Annotated in this window: 14 protein-coding genes and 1 pseudogene; 7 read left to right on the top strand and 8 right to left on the bottom strand. The window is 46.5% G+C overall.

The features are described 5' to 3' along the window. Window positions 1-95 precede the first annotated feature (95 nt). The gene (gene asnB / locus SB658_RS09505; protein WP_144500820.1) at window positions 96-1,940 is read left to right on the top strand and encodes an asparagine synthase (glutamine-hydrolyzing); all 1,845 of its coding nucleotides are present in this window, start codon (window positions 96-98) and stop codon (window positions 1,938-1,940) included. A 129-nt stretch (window positions 1,941-2,069) separates the two neighbouring features. Here the strand turns inward: asnB and SB658_RS09500 are convergent, their stop codons facing one another. After that, complete coding sequence (locus tag SB658_RS09500; protein WP_010886470.1) at window positions 2,070-2,549, bottom strand: DinB family protein; 480 nt, start codon at window positions 2,547-2,549, stop codon at window positions 2,070-2,072. Window positions 2,550-2,780: 231 nt separating this feature from the next. On the opposite strand from SB658_RS09500, the gene farP reads away from it, so the two are divergent. After that, window positions 2,781-3,605, top strand: coding sequence for a farnesyl diphosphate phosphatase (farP, locus tag SB658_RS09495; protein WP_119899222.1), 825 nt, complete (start codon window positions 2,781-2,783; stop codon window positions 3,603-3,605). A 29-nt stretch (window positions 3,606-3,634) separates the two neighbouring features. Here the strand turns inward: farP and SB658_RS09490 are convergent, their stop codons facing one another. Then, window positions 3,635-5,002 (bottom strand): MATE family efflux transporter, encoded by a 1,368-nt coding sequence (locus SB658_RS09490; RefSeq protein WP_119899224.1) that lies wholly within the window; start codon window positions 5,000-5,002, stop codon window positions 3,635-3,637. A 123-nt stretch (window positions 5,003-5,125) separates the two neighbouring features. On the opposite strand from SB658_RS09490, the gene SB658_RS09485 reads away from it, so the two are divergent. The 3 genes from SB658_RS09485 (at window position 5,126) to iolX (ending at window position 8,257) form a co-directional block, all read left to right on the top strand. Further along, window positions 5,126-5,989 carry an AraC family transcriptional regulator gene (locus tag SB658_RS09485; RefSeq protein ID WP_003245539.1) on the top strand — a complete coding sequence of 288 codons (864 nt, stop codon included), beginning with the start codon at window positions 5,126-5,128 and terminating at the stop codon, window positions 5,987-5,989. A gap of 17 nt (window positions 5,990-6,006) precedes the next feature. Next, window positions 6,007-7,020: a transcriptional regulator DegA gene (gene degA / locus SB658_RS09480; RefSeq protein WP_120363320.1), complete on the top strand. Its 1,014-nt coding sequence runs from the start codon at window positions 6,007-6,009 to the stop codon at window positions 7,018-7,020. 208 nt (window positions 7,021-7,228) lie between these two features. Continuing rightward, window positions 7,229-8,257: a scyllo-inositol 2-dehydrogenase gene (gene iolX, locus SB658_RS09475; RefSeq protein WP_015715649.1), complete on the top strand. Its 1,029-nt coding sequence runs from the start codon at window positions 7,229-7,231 to the stop codon at window positions 8,255-8,257. 50 nt (window positions 8,258-8,307) lie between these two features. Here the strand turns inward: iolX and SB658_RS09470 are convergent, their stop codons facing one another. Together SB658_RS09470 and SB658_RS09465 are read right to left on the bottom strand one after the other, a co-directional pair. Next, on the bottom strand, window positions 8,308-8,817 hold the full coding sequence (locus SB658_RS09470) for a DinB family protein (protein WP_064671447.1): 510 nt from the start codon (window positions 8,815-8,817) through the stop codon (window positions 8,308-8,310). A 48-nt stretch (window positions 8,818-8,865) separates the two neighbouring features. After that, window positions 8,866-9,527 (bottom strand): annotated as a pseudogene (locus tag SB658_RS09465) (LysE family transporter). A gap of 67 nt (window positions 9,528-9,594) precedes the next feature. On the opposite strand from SB658_RS09465, the gene SB658_RS09460 reads away from it, so the two are divergent. Then, window positions 9,595-11,049, top strand: a complete 1,455-nt coding sequence (locus tag SB658_RS09460; protein WP_085186299.1) for an aminotransferase-like domain-containing protein — start codon at window positions 9,595-9,597, stop codon at window positions 11,047-11,049. Between the two features lie 7 nt (window positions 11,050-11,056). Here SB658_RS09460 and SB658_RS09455 read toward each other — a convergent pair whose 3' ends face one another. Continuing rightward, on the bottom strand, window positions 11,057-11,695 hold the full coding sequence (locus tag SB658_RS09455; RefSeq protein ID WP_003233060.1) for a pentapeptide repeat-containing protein: 639 nt from the start codon (window positions 11,693-11,695) through the stop codon (window positions 11,057-11,059). Window positions 11,696-11,900: 205 nt separating this feature from the next. Between SB658_RS09455 and SB658_RS09450 the strand changes: the two genes are divergently transcribed. Beyond that, window positions 11,901-12,707, top strand: a complete 807-nt coding sequence (locus SB658_RS09450) for an alpha/beta fold hydrolase (RefSeq protein ID WP_003245141.1) — start codon at window positions 11,901-11,903, stop codon at window positions 12,705-12,707. Window positions 12,708-12,734: 27 nt separating this feature from the next. On the opposite strand, the gene cysC is transcribed toward SB658_RS09450, so the two are convergent. The 3 genes from cysC to SB658_RS09435 all read right to left on the bottom strand — a co-directional run bounded on the left by cysC (window position 12,735) and on the right by SB658_RS09435 (window position 15,323). Further along, window positions 12,735-13,334: an adenylyl-sulfate kinase gene (cysC, locus tag SB658_RS09445; RefSeq protein WP_003245829.1), complete on the bottom strand. Its 600-nt coding sequence runs from the start codon at window positions 13,332-13,334 to the stop codon at window positions 12,735-12,737. After that, window positions 13,331-14,500: a sulfate adenylyltransferase gene (sat, locus tag SB658_RS09440; protein WP_003233054.1), complete on the bottom strand. Its 1,170-nt coding sequence runs from the start codon at window positions 14,498-14,500 to the stop codon at window positions 13,331-13,333. Before sat ends, cysC begins: the two co-directional genes overlap by 4 nt. Before the next feature lie 112 nt (window positions 14,501-14,612). Next, entirely contained in the window at window positions 14,613-15,323 is a 711-nt protein-coding gene (locus tag SB658_RS09435) for a phosphoadenylyl-sulfate reductase (protein ID WP_003244757.1), read from the bottom strand. Between the last annotated feature and the right edge of the window lie 114 nt (window positions 15,324-15,437).

The raw sequence follows: 15,437 nt of genomic DNA, 5'->3' as shown, positions 1-15,437 counted from the left end.
ACAAATCAACTATCTGCCTATAGATGCATAAACTTACTAAGGTGCTGAAAGAAACGAAATTGTTACGAAAGAAACGGGATTGGAGCTGATGTCACATGTGTGGAATTACGGGTTGGGTCGATTTTAAAAAGCAGCTCGTCCAGGAAAAACAAACGATGGACAGAATGACAGACACTCTTTCCAAACGAGGGCCTGATGATTCAAACGTTTGGGGGGAGCACCATGTTTTATTCGGACATAAAAGACTTGCGGTTGTTGATATTGAAGGCGGACGCCAGCCGATGGCGTGTACCTATAAAGGGGATACGTACACCATTATTTACAATGGCGAGCTTTATAACACGGAAGATTTGCGCAAAGAATTGCGGGCGCGGGGCCATCAATTCGAGCGTACGTCAGATACCGAGGTGCTTCTGCACAGCTACATCGAATGGCAGGAAGACTGTGTCGACCATCTCAATGGCATATTCGCTTTCGCTGTGTGGGATGAAAAGCGAAATTTGTTGTTTGCCGCGAGAGACCGTCTCGGCGTAAAGCCGTTTTTTTACACGAAGGAAGGCTCTTCATTTCTCTTCGGTTCGGAAATCAAAGCAATCCTCGCGCACCCTGATATAAAAGCGAGAGTGGACAGAACGGGACTTTCTGAAATTTTCGGTCTTGGACCGTCCAGAACCCCGGGCACTGGCATATTTAAAGGCATAAAAGAAATCCGCCCGGCTCACGCGCTGACATTTTCCAAAGACGGACTTAATATTTGGCGTTATTGGAATGTTGAAAGCGAAAAACATACGGACAGTTTTGATGACACGGTTGCCAATGTCAGATCGTTATTTCAGGACGCGGTGACGCGGCAGCTTGTGTCGGATGTGCCGGTTTGCACATTCCTATCAGGCGGTCTGGACTCAAGCGCAATTACAGCGATTGCGGCGGGCCATTTTGAAAAGGAAGGAAAAGCACCGCTTCATACTTATTCGATTGATTACGAAGAGAACGATAAATTTTTTCAAGCAAGCGCTTTTCAGCCGAATGATGACGGACCATGGATTGAAAAAATGACAGAGGCTTTCGGCACAACGCACCACAAATGCGTCATCAGCCAAAAAGATCTCGTTGATCATTTGGAGGAAGCTGTACTGGTCAAAGACTTGCCGGGAATGGCGGATGTCGACTCATCCCTGCTGTGGTTTTGCCGGGAAATCAAAAAGGACTTTGTCGTCAGCCTATCGGGAGAGTGCGCGGATGAGATTTTCGGCGGGTACCCGTGGTTCCATACGGCAGATGTTGAGTCTGGCTTTCCATGGATGAGATCAACGGAGGAGCGGATCAAGCTGCTTTCTGACTCATGGCAGAAAAAATTGAATCTGAAAGAATACGTAAATGGCAAATATGAAGAAACCTTGGCAGAAACGCCATTATTAGATGGTGAAACGGGTGTGGATAAAGCAAGAAGACAGCTGTTCTATTTAAATATGCTTTGGTTTATGACGAACCTTTTGGATCGGAAGGATCGCATGAGCATGGGGGCGAGCCTGGAAGTGCGGGTGCCGTTCGCCGATCACCGGCTTGTGGAATATGTTTGGAATATTCCGTGGGAAATGAAAATGCATGATAATCGGGAAAAAGGCATTTTACGCAAAGCGCTTGAAGGTATTTTGCCTGATGACACTCTGTATCGCAAAAAAAGCCCGTATCCGAAAACACATCATCCGGAATATACAAAAGGCGTCAGCGAGTGGCTGAAAACGATCAGAAGCCAAAAGGACTCCGTGCTCCATACCTTACTGGACAGAAAAAAATTAGATCAGCTTTTAGAAACGGAAGGCTCCTCCTTCAAGGTCCCGTGGTTCGGGCAGCTCATGAAGGGGCCTCAGCTGATCGCCCATCTTGCTCAAATTCATACATGGTTTGAAGCGTATCGCATTGATATTGACGAGAGGTAGGTTCAATACAAATGTGATTAAAAGCCAGAGATGTATAGATTTAAATAAGAAGGATAGATGAGCAGGGAAATATATGCTCTATCTATCCTTTTTTGTACAACAGCACTATCGAATTGCCCCCGCATTCCTTCAATAAGAATGAATAGGTTTTAATGTTCTGCCGATAAAACTAGCTGATACCGGGCTTAACTTTAATTCCCTAGCCCATACAGAAAGTTGACCAATATGGTGAATTTCGTGAGCGATGATATGGTGTAATATTTCATCTCGCGTATATAAAACACCTGTCTCCCAAGGAACGCTTACAAGTTCATCTTTTATTTGATCTGAATGTGTTTGTAAAACATCAATTATTTCAGTTCGGAATGTATTTGAGAGAGATTTCACTTTATTGAGTGTTTGATAATCAGCGAACTGAACAGCGATATCTTCTTTTCCTTGGATAGCACGAATCCAACTATATTCCACATCAATAATATGAAAAAGGGTATATAAAATATTCTCTACTCCGCCAAGACGGTTTTTAAGTAATTCTTCAGTGGTTAGTTGATGACACCAAGTAAACCATTGATCTCTAACCTGCCAGTTATATTCAAAAAATTTCATCACTAAACTCACTCCAATACTATCATGTATCATAACAATTAGCCCTTTTTTCCGTGATTCCTCTATTAATGAAGTGATGATTGAGAAATGTTTACATTCTACCTGTTGTATGGCATTAAAAATAATAATGCATATCTCGTCGATGATGCTGTGCGTCTTGTTACTTTTACAAAGTAAGAATCGGCATTTTCTTCATATACAATTAGGAAAAAACATACTAGACTTGAAGAAGCAGTGATACATAGGAGTGAGAAAATGAAAGAGATAAAAGAAGCTTACCAGCAATGCGGACAGATTGTTGGCGAATACGCGCCAGCCTGTTTCAAAGCATTATCATATCTCCCGCTAAAGCAAAGACAAGCCTCTTGGGCAGTATTGTCGTTTTGCCACACGGCGGCCAGTGCAGACGAAAAGGTATTGCCCGCATTTGAAGCTAAAGCTGATCATGTTTACCAAAGGACAAATAACGGTAATCAACATCTATGGAAGGCTTTTGATCATGCGTATCGGACCTTTACATTGGAAAGCGAACCTTTTCGGGAGTTTATTGCCGCACAAAAAGAAGACGCCAAGCCGTATGATGACCTTGATGAACTGCTCATGTACGCATATCGGACGGGCGGTGCTGCCGGATTGATGCTGCTGCCGATACTGACACGCCGAAAACAAGATCAGCTCAAACAAGCAGCCGTCTCTCTAGGCTTGGCCGTACAGCTGGTTCGCTTCTTAAGTGATCTTGGCACAGATCAGCAAAAAAACCGCATTCCCCGTCAGGTAATGCAGCAATTCGGCTATACAGAGGCTGATCTCCAAAAAGGCACCGTAAATAAAGCGTTCACAATGACGTGGGAGTATATCGCTTTTGAAGCAGAAGCCTACCTTGAAGAGTGTCAGGATGCCTTGCCGCTATTTCCGCAGTATTCTCAAAAAACGGTGAAAGCCGCTCTTCATTTGCACCGGGCTGTTTTAGAAAAAATCCGGGCGAAGCAGCACGATGTATTTCAACATCACTTCGCTCTCACAGAGACCGAAGTGAAGCAGATTCTGTCTGATATCTAAAAAACACCCGGCCTTGATTGAGCCGGGTGTTACGCCATACCTTTTTGAATCCAGATACGTGAGCGCCATCTTCTGTACATTAAGATTCCCCGGACCCATTCATCCGCGATAAAAGAAATCCAAATGCCGGCAAGACCGAAACCGAGGTGGATGCCGAAAAGATAAGCAAGCGGGAGGCCAATGCCCCACATTGAAATCATTGCCATGTAAACCGGGAATTTCGCATCCCCTGCGGCCCGCAGAGAGTTAATGATGATGACATTAAACGAGCGGCCTGGTTCAAGAATAATGGTCATGGCAATCAATAGGCTTGCAGTTGCTATAATATCAGGGCTTTGTGTGAAGAGGCCGATCAGGTCTTTTGAAAAGATCGTCATCAAAACAGATGTAGCCGCAGCAATTCCGAGTGCCCAATATAAGCTCTTCATGCAGCGCTCATAAGCGGCATCAAATTGTTTGCCGCCGATATAACGGCCGATTAAGATTTGTGTACCCTGGCTGATCGCAGTGCCGAACAGCAAAATAAACATCGTAATATTTTGCGTATACACTTTTGTTGTCAACGCCTGCGCGCCCATGATGGCGATAAAATACGTGACAATCATTTGCGAAAGGTTGTATGAAAGCTGCTCTCCCGCAGAAGGAATGCCGATTTTCAGCAGCTTGCGCAAATGCTCTTTATGCATATGAAAGACTTTTTTCAGCGACATCTTCAGCTGGATGCGTTTGTTGACAATCACAATCATCGCGATTAATCCGATGACGCGGGCGATAGATGTGGACATGGCCACACCGGCAACGCCGAGAACAGGAAAGCCGAACAAACCGAAAATCACAACAAAGTTTCCGGCAATGTTTAAAATGTTCATGCCGATAGTGACAAACATTGTATCTTTTGTGTAGCCGTAGCTTTTTAAGATCGCGCTGAATGTCATGATTAAAGCCTGAATAAAGGACAGACCTCCGACAACTTGTAAAAAGACTTTCGCATCAGGCATCAGTGTGTCTGATAATCCCATCATATGAAGCAGAGGGACAGCCGCGAAAAAGACGACGGCGCTGATGGCCAGGCTGATGAAGAAGTTGGCGCCGATTGACACATAAGCGACTTCCATGGCTTCTTTCTTTTGCCGTGAGCCTAGAAATTGTGAAATGATAACGGTCGTTCCTGTTGCGATAAAGCTGAACATCACGATAATTAAATTTAAAATCTGGTTGCTGACGCCGACTGCTGCCACGCTGTTATCCGAGTATTGGCTGAGCATCAGTGTATCGGCATTACCCATAAACATATATAATGAGACCTCAATAAAGATCGGCCAAGTAAGCGAAAATAATGAGAACGTTTTGTCAGCGGGTTTTTTCAAAGCAGTTGATTTGAAGACAGCTTGTTTCATAGTGTCTAACCCCTTTCGTAAATAAAATCAACGTTTTAAAGTGTACCTCCATTTCCTTATAATAAAAAGGGATAGAAACGATACTTCTTGTAAAAATCCGACTTAAAAAGGAGGATGATTCAAATGCCTCGCATCCTGTTTACAGTCCCGCCTTTTCCGGTATTTATCGCAGCCGGGGAAGGGGTTTTTAAAAAAGGAGAAACCCATGTGAAACGTGTATTCTCCGTGTTTGATCTGATATATGTCAAACAGGGAACGTTATATATAACGGAAAATGAAACATCGTTTTCTGTTGAAGGCGGCGAGTACATCTTGCTTTCTCCCGGTCTTGAACACTACGGGACGAAGGGCAGTGATGAAGCAACCTCCTACTATTGGCTTCACTTCGATGAACATCGATATGAATTTACGGCAAAGGGAGGCAGCAACTGGTCTGAGCTACAGCAGGAAAAAGGGAGCTTCGAAGAGCCGGCCCGCTACGGATTGGCTTTGCCGAGAAAAGGCAAGGTGCAGCGCCCGCAGTTTATGGCCCAGCAGTTTGAAAAGCTGATCGATTACTCCGCGGAAAACTCTGATTTGCCCCTCAGAAAGCAAATCTTATTTGAGGAGCTGATGCTGCATCTTCAAAAAGAAGCGTTCCAAATACCGTCTGCGAAAGAGCGGGTTGCCTGGGAGGCGGCCCGGTACTTACAGGAGCACTATAAGGAAAAGACGACAATCAAGGATCTGTCGCTCGCCCTTCACTATCATCAGGATTATGTGAGCCGCTGCATGCAGCAGGTGCTCGGCGTAACTCCGGCACAATACACGAACCGGGTGAGAATGACTGAAGCGAAGCGTCTTTTATCCTCTACAAATGATAAAATGGGCGTTATTGCGGAAACGGTCGGAATGGAAGATCCGACATACTTTTCAAAACTCTTTAAGCAGATAGAAGGCATTTCACCAATTGAATACCGGAAAATTGTCAGCCGGAAAGTTCAATAACCAGACGAGGGATGAACATGAAAACAACAATTTACGATGTGGCAAAGGCGGCGGGTGTCTCGATCACAACTGTGTCCCGTGTGATAAACAATACGGGGAGAATCAGTGATAAAACACGGCAGAAGGTCATGAATGTCATGAATGAAATGGCATACACGCCCAATGTCCACGCCGCGGCGTTAACGGGAAAACGAACGAATATGATTGCTCTCGTGGCGCCTGATATTTCAAATCCGTTTTACGGCGAACTGGCCAAAAGCATTGAGGAAAGAGCGGATGAGCTCGGTTTTCAAATGTTGATTTGCAGCACCGATTACGATCCGAAAAAAGAAACAAAGTATTTTTCTGTGCTGAAACAGAAAAAGGTGGATGGCATTATTTTTGCAACAGGGATTGAAAGCCATGACAGTATGTCTGCTTTGGAGGAAATCGCCAGTGAACAAATTCCGATTGCCATGATTTCTCAGGATAAGCCGCTTCTTCCGATGGATATTGTTGTGATAGATGACGTTCGTGGCGGATATGAGGCTGCCAAGCATCTTCTGTCACTCGGCCACACGAACATCGCCTGCATTATCGGAGACGGGTCAACGACAGGCGAAAAAAATAGAATCAAAGGCTTCCGTCAGGCGATGGAGGAAGCGGGCGTGCCCATTGATGAATCACTTATCATCCAGACGCGGTTTTCCTTGGAAAGCGGCAAGGAAGAAGCGGGAAAATTGCTCGACAGGAACGCTCCGACTGCTATTTTTGCCTTCAACGACGTATTGGCTTGTGCCGCCATACAAGCTGCGAGGATAAGAGGCATAAAAGTGCCGGATGAACTTTCTATCATTGGTTTTGATAATACGATACTCGCAGAAATGGCGGCTCCGCCCCTGACAACCGTAGCCCAGCCGATAAAAGAGATGGGGCGGAGCGTCATCGAACTGCTGGCAGAAGCAATAGAGGGAAAACGAAAGGCGAAACAAAAAATAGTGCTCCCGCCTGAGCTTGTAGTCAGACATTCTACATCACCGCACAACACATGAGCCCGCTAATGAGCGGGTTTTTTCATTATGACAGTTGAAGCCAAAAAAACATATTGCGTGTAAACCAAAGGCAGTGTAAAATAAAACCATCTTTCGAGAAAGCGCTTGCGCAAAATGGTAGAGCGGATAGAACCGCTGTTTTTTTAGCTGTTAAGAGAAAGCGCTTTCCCAAAGCGAGCCCGAAATGAGATAAAGGAGAGGATGGGACGTGGAACATCAAGTAAGGTGCGCAGTATTGGGATTAGGAAGGCTCGGTTATTATCATGCGAAAAATCTCGTCACCAGTGTGCCGGGGGCAAAGCTGGTTTGTGTCGGTGATCCGTTAAAAGGGAGAGCGGAGCAGGTTGCCAGAGAACTCGGTATCGAAAAATGGTCAGAGGACCCGTATGAAGTGTTAGAAGATACCGGCATTGACGCTGTCATTATCGTAACGCCGACAAGCACACATGGTGATATGATCATCAAAGCTGCCGAGAACGGCAAACAGATCTTTGTTGAAAAACCGCTGACATTAAGCCTTGAGGAATCTAGAGCAGTTTCTGAAAAAGTGCAGGAGACAGGTGTCATCTGCCAAGTCGGCTTTATGAGACGGTTCGATCCAGCATACGCAGATGCCAAGCGGCGGATCGACGCTGGAGAAATCGGCAAACCTATCTATTATAAAGGCTTTACGCGCGACCAAGGCGCGCCTCCTGCAGAATTTATCAAACACAGCGGTGGAATTTTTATCGACTGTTCCATCCATGACTATGATATTGCCCGTTATTTGCTAGGGGCGGAAATCACTTCTGTTTCAGGACACGGCAGGATTCTGAACAATCCGTTTATGGAGCAGTACGGTGATGTGGATCAGGCGCTGACGTATATTGAATTTGACTCCGGCGCAGCGGGGGACGTCGAGGCAAGCAGAACCTCTCCATATGGACATGACATTCGGGCGGAGGTGATCGGGACAGAGGGCAGTATTTTCATAGGAACATTGAGACATCAACATGTGACCATCCTATCGGCTAAAGGGAGCAGTTTTGATATCATTCCAGACTTTCAAACTCGTTTTCATGAAGCCTACTGCTTGGAGCTTCAGCATTTTGCCGAGTGTGTCCGGGATCGAAAAACACCGATTGTGACAGATATCGATGCGACGATCAATTTAGAAGTGGGCATCGCGGCGACCAATTCCTATAAGAGCGGCAGGCCCGTACAGCTTGATGTGAAGCGCGCTTATACAGGTATGTAAAAGCTAATGTGTTGCATTTGAGGCTTTCCGCAAAAAAAAGCAAGGACATTTTAGCCCTTGCTTTCTCTTTTCTCATATAAATAGTACATATAATCAGTAGGTACGCCTGAATGGCCCAGCTGTCTCAGCATGGCGGTTACGTTCCCTCTGTGGTAAGTGCCGTGATTGACGACATGCAGGATGGTGTCTGCATAGGTTGATTCCAGTGTACCTAGTTTCGGATGCTGCATTGTGAAGGTCTGTTCTAAGTCCGTCTGGCGGCTGAAGAAATCATGATACTGTGACTCCAGCTCGGCAGCGTGCTGTTTAATCGCTGCCATATTACCTTGCGCGGACTCTAATTTGCCTGCGCTGTCTATAATCTCTTGGTAGGCCACTCCCGAAAGAACATTCAGCCAAATGTAGTCAGCCCTGCACATATGAAGCAGCACGTCGCTGACAGAAGGAAATACGCTCTTTACTTCTTGATAGGCAGTTTCCTCCGGCAGATTTTCGATATGGGTAAATATTTTCTTGTTTGCCCAAGAATGATAGTCATAAAACTGTTTTGCATCAGTCATCAGCATGCCCCCTTTTCTAAGAAATTCGTTTTTTCATCTGTTTCTCCTTCAATTGCAAAAGAGTGACACCCCAAAATATCCTGCCGCTGCCCACATTACCGCTGCAGAGCATTTGTTTACGATCAGCATAAGCCTGCCGCTCGTATCTATCGTCTGAAACAATCGGCCCGCTATTGCAAGGCTGATAAACCAAATCCAAGACACAGCGATGCAGGCGGCCATAAAGAGCCATTTCTCAAGCCCCGAATATTGAAGAGAGCTCGTGCCGATGACGCCGATCGTGTCCAGAATGGCATGCGGGTTTAAAAGAGAAACAGCGGCCGCAAATGCAACTTGCTTTTTTGGTGTGAACGTATGTTTCTCATTTTGGCTTGTGTTCGGACGGCTGTTCCAAGTCACCCAGCCCATATAGAGCAAAAATAAAAATCCGCCGGCCATCATGACTGTCTCAAACACAGGCAGCTCCTGCACAATGACAGACACGCCCGCAACGGCTAATACGATTAACAAGGTATCGCAGACTGAAGCACTGATGACAGCTGGGAGAGCCCGCCAAATATGCTTTTGCCACGCGCCTTGCTGAAAAATAAACACATTCTGCACTCCCAGCGGCAAAATTAAGCCAAACGCGAGCACAATTCCGTGAATGATTGCATTCATGCTGAAAAAGCTCCTTTCACATTTTTTTCAATCATAAGAGAGATTGTCACTAAAGTCTCCAGCCATTTGGTTGGGTTAGAAACCAGCCAAATGTATAATGTGTAAAAAAGGGGGGGCATGACCTTGTCGCAATGGCAGCCAAGCCGAAAGTCGGATGTTCCGCTGCATCGGCAGATCGAACAATATATGAAAGACAAGATTCTTCACGGAGAGTGGGCTGTAGGGACGAAAATCCCCTCACAGAGAACGCTGGCCGACATATTTCAAGTCAATCGCAGCACAGTCACAGCAGCCATAGATGAACTCACGTCTCAAGGCTTGTTAGAGGGAAGAAGAGGCGGCGGTACGAAGGTTGTAAACAGTACTTGGAGCATGCTGGCGGCTGAGCCTCCGCTTGATTGGAGCGATTACGTCCGTTCGGGCATTCATCGCGCCAATTCTTCCATCATTCAAGCTATTAATCAGAACGAACCAAGAGCGGATATCATCAGATTAGGAACTGGAGAACTTTCACCGGATCTTGTGCCTGCTGACACAATTGGACGGATGTTTCAGCAAATCAATCCGGGCGCCCTGTCTTTAGGATATGAGCAGCCGAAAGGAAACCGTCAGCTGCGGGAGGCAGTGGCCGACCATTTAAAAGGAAAGAAGATCCATGTGTCACCGTCTGCAATTTTAATTGTGTCCGGTGCACTTCAGGCACTTCAGCTCATCTCAATTGGACTTTTAAAACGAGATTCTGTCATTTTGACGGAGAAGCCGTCCTACCTTCAATCCTTGCATGTATTTCAATCAGCTGGGATGCGGCTTCGCGGCTTGCCGATGGATGATGAAGGGGTCAAAGCGGGGCTTGTTTCTTCTAATCGAAAACAATATGGAGGACAGCTGCTTTACACGATTCCGTCGTTTCATAATCCGACAGGCACAGTCATGTCAGAGCAGCGAAGGAAAGAGATCATCAGCCTGTCAAAAAAAGAGCAGCTGCCCATCATTGAGGATGATGCGTACGGTGATTTATGGTTTGAAGAAAAACCGCCGCAGCCGTTGAAAGCCATGGATCATGAGGGCAATATTCTGTATCTGGGTACGTTTTCAAAAACGGTTAGCCCCGGTCTGCGAATCGGCTGGCTTGCAGGTCCGGAGCCGGTTATTGAAAGGCTGGCGGACATTAAAATGCAGACAGACTACGGATCAAGCGGCCTGTCCCAGTGGGCGGCTGCCGAGTGGCTGTCACAGGGATATTATGAAGAGCATCTGACTTGGGTACGCAGGAAGCTTAAAGAAAGGAGAGACGCCGCCGTTCATTTTCTCGAGCGGTATGCCGGGGACATTGCCACGTGGCGGATTCCCGCAGGCGGCTTTTATATTTGGGTGACATTTCACAAAAACCTGCCTGTTAGCCGTTTCTTTTATGGATTGCTGAAACGGCAGGTGCTTGTGAATCCCGGCTACATTTATGACGGTGAAGACCGAAACAGCATCAGGCTGTCATATTCCTATGCATCTCTTGGAGATTTGGAAACTGGCATTAAAGCGGCAGCTGAAACAGCACGCCGCCTGATGATGTCCTAGGCTTTGGTTATACGATGACAGCTCCCAGTGCCCTGGCGAAGGCAATCGCGTGCTCAGGTGCGATTTTGCAGCCTTTCAATTTGTCGAGGGAGACATGAAGCTGTTCAAAACGGCACGTGCTGATGTCCATGTTTTGAAGGGACGTGCCGGTAAAGCTGGCGCCTTCCAATTCGCATCCGTCAAAGTGTGTCTGCTGGAGCACCGTATCGCTGCATTCACTTTGCATAAGAGCACAGTGATCAAATCGAACTTGTTTCATATTTGAGTACGAAAATGAGCTGAAATGTCCGTGGCATTCCTCGAATGAAACATTCCGCAGCGTTGCTTCCGCCACATTCATTCCAACCATTTTTGACTGCTTAACTGAAGTTCTGTGAATGACAGCCCCGCTGAAATCGGCGTTTGATAAATCGCATTTTTCAAAGATCACATCGGTCAGTTCAATATGCCGAAAAGACACATCGATAAAGACGACATTTCTGAATACCGTTTTTTCAACACATAGTCTTTCGATATCTTCGCCGCAGATGGTGCAATCTTCAAACAAATGCATGCTGATTACATCATCCTGTGTCACGGCATCATGAAAATCTGCGGTTTGCAGGTTTTCCGGTATGTTCGGTTTTTGAATTGCGATTTTATTCATGTGATGACATCCTTTGCTGCCCGAAAAACAGAGGCTTCCGGGTTCAATTTAATAGATCGTTAAGGAAATTGATACATATAGTAAATCGTGAAGAGCCTTTTCTTGGTACAGCAGCCCGCTTGTTTTGTAAGCATAAATGGAAAGCTTCCTATACGTCAAGGCGTTTACAGGCCGAAAAAGCCAAAGGGAACAGGAGGAATGCGGAATGGGGCATTACATCAAAACCGAGGAGCATGTGACACTGTTTGTAGAGGATATCGGACATGGAAGGCCGATCATCTTTTTGCACGGGTGGCCGTTGAATCATAAGATGTTTGAATATCAAATGAATGAGCTTCCGAAAAGGGGATTTCGTTTTATCGGCGTTGATTTGCGGGGATATGGGCAATCTGACCGCCCTTGGGAAGGCTACGATTATGACACGATGGCCGATGATGTGAAAGCAGTCATTTATACGCTGCAGCTTGAGAATGCGATTCTTGCCGGTTTTTCAATGGGCGGCGCAATTGCAATCCGTTATATGGCAAGGCATGAAGGAGCCGATGTTGATAAGCTGATTTTACTGTCTGCGGCGGCCCCCGCGTTTACAAAACGCCCGGGTTATCCGTACGGGATGAGGAAGCAGGATATTGACGATATGATTGAATTGTTCAAAGCTGATCGGCCCAAAACACTGGCTGATTTAGGGAAACAGTTTTTTGAGAAAAAAGTGTCTCCAGAGCTTAGGCAGTGGTTTCTCAATCTGATGCTGGAGGCTTCCTCCTACGGGACGATCCACTCGGGCATCGCATTAAGAGACGAAGATCTCAGAAAGGAACTTGCTGCAATCAAGGTGCCGACGCTGATCCTGCACGGGAGAAAGGATAGAATTGCGCCGTTTGATTTTGCGAAAGAATTGAAGCGCGGCATCAAACAGTCGGAATTGGTTCCGTTTGCAAACAGCGGGCACGGAGCATTTTATGAGGAAAAAGAGAAGATCAACAGTTTGATTGCGCAGTTCTCCAACTCATAAGAAAAAACCCGACATTGATCGGGTTTTTTATATAATTCCTCTGTTTTGCAGTGCGTTAATGATGAGATCAGCTCCATCGGAAATAGAGGTCTGGTCAGACTCAATGATGAAATCGGGTGAAAGCGGCGCTTCATACGGAGAATCGATCCCGGTGAAATGTTTGATCTCTCCGTTTCGCGCTTTTTTATAAAGCCCTTTTGGATCGCGCTGTTCACAAACATGCAGCGGGCACTTCACATAAATTTCGAAGAACTCACCTTTAGGAAAGAGCGCTCTAACCATGTCCCGATCCTCTCTGAATGGAGAAATAAAAGCCGTTAAAATCATTTGCCCGCTGTCGACAAACAGCTTCGCCACTTCTCCGATCCGGCGGATGTTTTCAATCCTGTCACCAGTCTGAAATCCAAGATCTTTGTTTAAGCCGTGGCGGATATTATCACCGTCAAGCACGTAGCTCTGAATGCCCTTGCGGTAAAGCTTTTCATCGACAGCATTGGCCAGCACCGATTTTCCGGAGCCGGACAAACCTGTAAACCAAAGGACGCAGCTTTTGTGTCCGTTTAAGGACTGTCTGTCAGACTTTGAGATGGCAGCGGGATGCCAAATGATGTTCGGATTGTGTGTCATTGCAATTCCCCGCTGTTTTGCTTGATGGCAACAGGCTGTTGGTGAAGTCCCTTGATCAGCACGGCTGCGACCTCAGGCCGGCTGAATTCTTTAGGCGGCTTTTTGCCTTGGCGGAGAAGCTCTCTCACTTTTGTGCCTGATAAGTGGATGTGGTCTCTCGGGCTGTGCGGACATGTTTTGGAGGTGCCCATGTTTCCGCATTTTCGGCAATAAAAGCTGTGCTCAAAAAACAGCGGCTTGATGCCCAGCTCTTCCTCTGTGAATGATTGAAAAATATTTTGGGCGTCGTATGTTCCATAGTAGCTGCCGACACCCGCGTGATCACGGCCTACAATAAAATGGGTACAGCCGTAATTTTTTCGGACGAGCGCATGGAAAATCGCTTCCCGCGGACCTGCATAACGCATGGCGGCAGGGAAAACCGATAACATGACACGATCCTTTGGATAATAGTGATTAAGCAAAGCCTGGTAGCTCTCCATTCTGATATCGCTGGGGATATCGTCTGACTTTGTTTCTCCGACAAGTGGGTGAAGCAGCAGACCGTCGACCGTTTCTAACGCTGTTTTTTGAATGTATTCATGCGCTCTGTGAACAGGGTTCCTGGTTTGAAAGCCGACAATCGTCTTCCAGCCGAGTTTTTGAAAGGCCGCTCTTGTTTCAGCGGGCGTTGCATAAAACTGTTCGAAAGATTTGTCAGGCAGGCTGCTGACCGTGATAGGCCCTCCGATATAGTAATCCGGGCGCGCCAGCAATTTTTTTACGCCTGGGTGGGCAGGATCGTTTGTTTTAAAAACAGACAGTGCTTCTTGTGTTTTATCAGGCTGGTATATATCGGTGACTGTGATCATGCCGTAGGTAACACCGTCTTTCACAAGCTTGACGTGATCTCCGGCAGACAGCTGTCTTGCTGTTTTTTCTCCGACAGGCAGCGTAATCGGCAGGCTCCACGGCAAGCCGTTTGCCAGCCTCATCTCTTTCACAACGGAATGATAATCTTTTTCTCCCAAAAAACCTGTTAACGGGCTGTAGCCGCCGATCGCAATAAGCTCCAGATCACTCAGTGCAAGCTGATCCAGCTCTGCTTGGCACGCGCACCCTTCAAAATGGCATGCGGGATCACAGCGGTTGATTAATACCCCTCCGTGGGGTTCGTTTCCATTCAACGTGTTCAACCTCCATTTATACGTTTCCTTGTTTTCTTTTCTGCACTTAATGAAAGTTTGACATCAGCGCCTTAACATCATTTCGATTCTCACATCAAGAACCTGCCATCCGCTATTCTTGATGCAGGCCGCATTCTGTTTTCTCCCGTCCGGCCCATCTTCCAGCCCTCTCATCGTTCGGGTCCGGGGAAGGCAGTGTACACATTTCACAGCCTATGCTCGGATAATGTTGATCGTGCAGTTTGTTATAAGGCAAATTGTGCAGGCGGATGTACGTCCAAACGTCATCCCATGTCCAGTGGATAAGCGGGCAAATTTTGATGAGCTCAAACTTCTGGTCCAGGTTTACGTATTGAATATGCTTTCTCGTTGGTGACTGATCCCGGCGCAGTCCTGAAATCCAAGCTGTCATGCCGGACAGGTGCTTTTTGAGCGGTTCGATTTTCCGCAATTGGCAGCAGAGGTTCGGGTTATGCTTCCACAGCTCTCCGCCGTACTTCGTCCCCTGTTCTGTTAAGCTCAGCTCGGGTTCGAGCATCTGGATTGCAAATCCCGGATATCGTTCTTTGACGGTCTCGATCAGCTCATATGTTTCCTGAAAATGAAGCCCGGTATCCAAAAAGATGATGTGTGCGTTTTTGTTGATTTTTGATATTAAGTCGAGAAGCACCATTCCTTCTGCGCCAAAGCTGCAGGCGTACACAATCTTTTCTCCGTACGTTCGGTAAGCCCATTTCAACACATCGAGCTCATCGATCAATTGATCCGTTATCTGTTTGGACAGCATGTCGTTCCAAGTGTCATATGTGATGGTTTCGTTCAATGTTTTCCCCCCGTTTGCATCTGCTTTTTTTATCTATTGATCGAGTTATAGGCAGACTATTCATTTTTTGCATAAAGGTTCAGGGTTTTTAGGGGCTGCGCCCGCCTAAAATGA

Source organism: Bacillus sp. SIMBA_008, assembly GCF_046535495.1.
Taxonomy (GTDB): Bacteria; Bacillota; Bacilli; order Bacillales; family Bacillaceae; genus Bacillus; species Bacillus subtilis.
The sequence above is the reverse complement of the archived record's forward strand: the minus strand, read 5'-3'. Positions and strand labels throughout refer to the sequence as shown.